Raw genomic sequence first — 4,606 nt, 5'->3', positions numbered from 1 at the left:
TTTGCGGACACTGGACACCGTCAGTTTTCAGACATTTAAATTCAGCATTAACAATTTAAAAAGAGGTGATAATATGACTGAAAAATTTAATTCAATTGAAAGATGTGACTGCAATGTAATTCATGAGGATATTGTAAATCAAGTTAGAGATAAAATGCCTCAAGAAGAAAGCCTTTATGATCTAGCAGAATTATTTAAAGTATTTGGAGATTCAACACGAATCAGGATATTATGGGCTTTACATGAAGCTGAAATGTGTGTTTGTGATATCGCTGTATTACTTAACATGACACAATCAGCAATTTCCCATCAGCTGAGAGTCTTAAAACAAGCTAATTTAGTGAAAAACAGAAAAGAAGGGAAAGTAGTATATTATTCATTAGTTGATGATCATGTAAGAGAAATATTTGACCAAGGTCTAATTCATATCAACGAGAAGTAGTAATGTGGTATAATAGAATATTTTTTGAAGATATTTGGGCAGATATTTAAGTCTTCATATCAAATGAGCTATGTTTCAATAAAATTTGAAAAAGACTTGTAGTATTCAAAATAAAATTACAAATAATATTTAGGAGGATTTAATAATGAAAAAGAAATTTATACTTGAAGGTTTAGATTGTGCAAATTGCGCGGCAAAAATGGAAAAGGCTATTAATGAGCTTGATGGAGTGAAAGAAGCTACTGTTAACTTTATGACCACAAAACTCGTTATTGATGGTGAGGATGAAAAAATGCCAACAATAATAGCAGAGGCCGAAAAAATAGTTAAAAAAATTGAACCCGATACAACTATGAAAAAGGCTTAAAGGAGGCTATTTAGTATGACAAAACGACTATGGCGAATAATTATTGGTGCAGCCGTGTTAGCTACAGCAGTATTGCTTAATTTAAATAATGAATGGTTACAGATTGCTCTCTTTATAATAAGTTACATTATTGTAGGTGGAGATGTTGTAAAAAAAGCTGTAAAAAATATTTTTAAAGGTCAAGTTTTCGATGAAAACTTTTTAATGAGTATTGCAACAATTGGTGCATTTTTTATTGGTGAGTATCCTGAAGGTATTGCAGTTATGCTGTTTTATCAAGTTGGAGAACTGTTTCAAAGCTATGCAGTTGGCAAGTCGAGAAAGTCAATTGCAAGCCTTATGGATATTCGACCAGATTATGCAAATGTTAAAAAAGGCGATGAACTTGTTAGGACTGACCCGGATGAAGTACAAATTGGAGATATTATTGTAATTAAAGCAGGAGAAAGAATTCCTCTTGATGGCAAGGTAATAGAGGGAAGTTCAATGATCGACACATCGGCACTTACTGGTGAATCTGTTCCTCGTGAAGTAGAAGTAGGAAGTGATATCCTGAGTGGGTGCATCAACATTAATGGAGTTATTACAGCAGAGGTTACCAAGGAATTTGGAGAATCTACTGTAAGTAAAATTCTTGATTTAGTTGAAAATGCAAGTAGTAAAAAATCCAATTCAGAACAATTTATTACGAAGTTTGCGAGATATTATACACCGGTTGTGGTTATAATTGCAGTTTTTTTAGCTATTATACCGCCTCTTGTTATAGACGGGGCGACTTTTAGTGTTTGGATATATAGAGCACTAGCATTCCTTGTGGTATCCTGTCCGTGTGCTTTAGTTGTTTCAATTCCTTTGAGTTTCTTCGGTGGAATAGGTGGAGCCTCAAAAAAAGGTATTTTAGTCAAGGGTAGTAACTATTTAGAGGCATTAGCAGAAACTGAAATTGTTGTTTTTGATAAAACTGGAACACTAACGAAAGGTGTATTTAATGTACAGGAAATTCATCCAGAAGGAGTTTCCAAAGAAGAGCTACTAGAATTAACTGCATATGTGGAAAGCTATTCCAATCATCCGATTTCACTTTCACTGAAACGTGCATATGGCAAAGAAATAGACAATGGACGTATTTCAGATGTAGAAGAGATATCAGGTCATGGTGTTATTGCAACAGTAGATGGCAAAAAGGTTATGGCAGGAAATATCAAACTTATGAAAATGATGGATATCCCTTATTTCAAGGGAGAGCTGATTGGTACAGTTGTACATGTTGCAGTTAATAACCAATATATAGGTTACATTGTAATTGCCGATGAGGTAAAGGAAGATTCAGCACAAGCAATCAAGGAACTTAAGGCAGCTAATATTAAACAAATAGTTATGTTGACAGGTGATAATAAAAGTGTTGGTTCAAAGGTTGCTAAAGAGCTTGGTCTTGATAAGGTTTATGCAGAACTGTTGCCAGCAGACAAAGTTGAAAAACTAGAAGAATTATTTTCGCAAAAATCTACAAAAGGTAAACTTGCTTTTGTTGGTGACGGAATCAATGATGCACCTGTATTAGCCCGTGCAGACATTGGAATAGCAATGGGTGGTTTAGGTTCTGATGCGGCCATTGAAGCTGCTGATATTGTAATTATGACTGATGAGCCATCGAAAATTGCTACTGCAATGAAAATTTCTAAAAAGACACTAAAAATTGCACATCAAAACATAGTATTTGCAATTGGAATAAAAATAATTGTTCTTATTTTGAGTGCTTTTGGAATAACTACTATGTGGGCAGCTATATTTGCAGATGTAGGTGTAACTATCATCGCAGTATTAAATGCTTTTAGAGCTTTGAATGTAAAGAATCTATAAACTATTTTTCCTATTCACCCCTTGAATGATACCGATAATTGACGATACAATCAAGGGGTATTTTTTAATTTAAAAACTATAAATGAAAATTGGTTGGGATTTACCTTGAATTAAATGGTTTTAAAGATATGGAGGTTATGTAATTGAAAGTTATGAAGACTAAGAATCTTTAACATATATTATTCAACAGGACATTTGATGCACTAAGGTTGCACATAGTGGAGGTAATTAAACTCCTCAAAATATGTGCAGCTTTTTTTGAATCTAGTTGAGCAACTTATTGTGAAATACCCAGATTTTGTGTAGAGATAATTCGCAATCCGCTAAATGGTAAATTTGCTTATAATTGTGAAATCATCTGAAGTTGTTTTTTTTAATTCAAATTTATAGTAAAATATTACAAGTTAGAGAGGAGAGTGCAATGAAGAAAAAAATTATATTTATGACAGTTACAATGCTTATTGCTTCTAATATTACTGTTTTTGCTAGTACGGTAAATAATAAAGAAAATCAAATTAAAGAAAATCAAGAAACCATTCAAAACTTAGAAAATGAAAAACAAGAATTGAATGAGGAAAAAAAACAACTCAGTAGTGACTTGCAAAGTATTATTGATCAATTTACTTCCGTTGCAAGGGAAGCAGAAACACTAAACACTGCTATCACACAAAAAGAATCAGAAATACAGGCAAGAGAGAGTTTGATAAATGAAACTGATTCGAAGATTAATTCGCTCGAAAAGGAGATCAATACAAGACAAGCAGAAATTACTCTGAAAGAAATTGAGCTTGAAGAGAAAAAAGCAATACTAGATTCCAGAGTAAGATCTGCTTACATGAATAACTCAGTAGGCAGTATCTTGTATACTTTACTTGAATCAGAGAGCCTTGCTGACTTTTCTGATAAACTGATGCTCATCCATAAAGTCGTTGAGATGGATAAAGAGATTATTCAGCAAGTTAATTCCATAATGGAAGAATTGACACTAAAAAAAGCTGAACTTGAAGTGTCCAAAAAAGATTTAGTAGCTTCAAAAGATGTTATTCAAGATGAACGGGCCAAGCTCATTGAGGAAAAGGAAAAGCTTGAAACTGAAAATCTGGCCTATACATCAAAATTGTCAGAGCTAAAGAAATTGGAGACTAAAAAGTCTTCCGCTATAAATTCCCTAACAAAAGAAGAGAAGGAAATAGCTTCTGATATAGGAGACATCATTGAAGAGAATAAGGAACTTCAGGATGAAATATCAGCTTTGATTAGAGCTGAAGCAAATAAGAATACTACATCTCAGGGGAATACCAGTTCACAACAAAACAACACAAATTCAGGTTATATTAAACCTGTATCGGGAAGGGTTACTTCCTCGTATGGGTACAGAATACACCCGATTTTGGGTTATAAAAAACTTCATACAGGTATTGATTTTGCTGCTACTTCAGGAACACCAATCAAAGCAACGAGGGCTGGCACAGTAATTCGGGCATCTTATAACTCTACCTACGGTAATAATGTTATCATAGATCATGGTAACGGGGTCACAACCCTATATGCCCATATGAGTGCACTTAATACAAGTTATGGTTCAAAAGTATCTCAAGGTCAGGTTATTGGATATGTAGGATCTACTGGTATGAGCACAGGACCGCATTTACACCTTGAATTCCGTCTAAATGGCAACTTGGTAGATCCAGCACCGTATCTTGGGTTATAGAATTGTTATACTAATTTATTAAAATTATGATCTAACAACATAAAGACTGTATTACCAACTATTTAATTATTTGGTAGTGCGGTCTTTTTGCTTAAAAGGGCCATTTTGGATGGTTCAACAGGTTGACATGTTCCCGAGAACGTCGGTTTTTAGAAAAACGGCCTAAAAGCTTTGATAAGTTCCCACGAACTTAAGGTGCAAATGACATCAATGCTGTCCACTCGAG

Annotated in this window: 4 protein-coding genes; all 4 read left to right on the top strand. The window is 33.9% G+C overall.

Going from position 1 to position 4,606, the window contains the following annotated elements; translation table 11 throughout:
• Positions 1-73 precede the first annotated feature (73 nt).
• The 4 genes from RTX25_RS14570 to RTX25_RS14555 all read left to right on the top strand — a co-directional run bounded on the left by RTX25_RS14570 (position 74) and on the right by RTX25_RS14555 (position 4,380).
• Positions 74-442, top strand: coding sequence for a metalloregulator ArsR/SmtB family transcription factor (locus RTX25_RS14570; RefSeq protein WP_104409634.1), 369 nt, complete (start codon positions 74-76; stop codon positions 440-442).
• 145 nt (positions 443-587) lie between these two features.
• A complete protein-coding gene (locus RTX25_RS14565) occupies positions 588-809 on the top strand; it encodes a cation transporter (RefSeq protein ID WP_003145146.1) in 222 nt (73 codons plus the stop codon).
• 15 nt (positions 810-824) lie between these two features.
• Positions 825-2,669: a heavy metal translocating P-type ATPase gene (locus RTX25_RS14560; RefSeq protein ID WP_312654633.1), complete on the top strand. Its 1,845-nt coding sequence runs from the start codon at positions 825-827 to the stop codon at positions 2,667-2,669.
• Between the two features lie 421 nt (positions 2,670-3,090).
• Positions 3,091-4,380: a peptidoglycan DD-metalloendopeptidase family protein gene (locus tag RTX25_RS14555; protein WP_312654632.1), complete on the top strand. Its 1,290-nt coding sequence runs from the start codon at positions 3,091-3,093 to the stop codon at positions 4,378-4,380.
• Positions 4,381-4,606 lie beyond the last annotated feature (226 nt).

The sequence above is a fragment of the Proteiniclasticum sp. genome, from assembly GCF_032054185.1.
GTDB lineage: Bacteria > Bacillota > Clostridia > Clostridiales > Clostridiaceae > Proteiniclasticum.
Note: the sequence above shows the minus strand (reverse complement) of the source record. Positions and strands in the feature narration are given on the sequence as shown.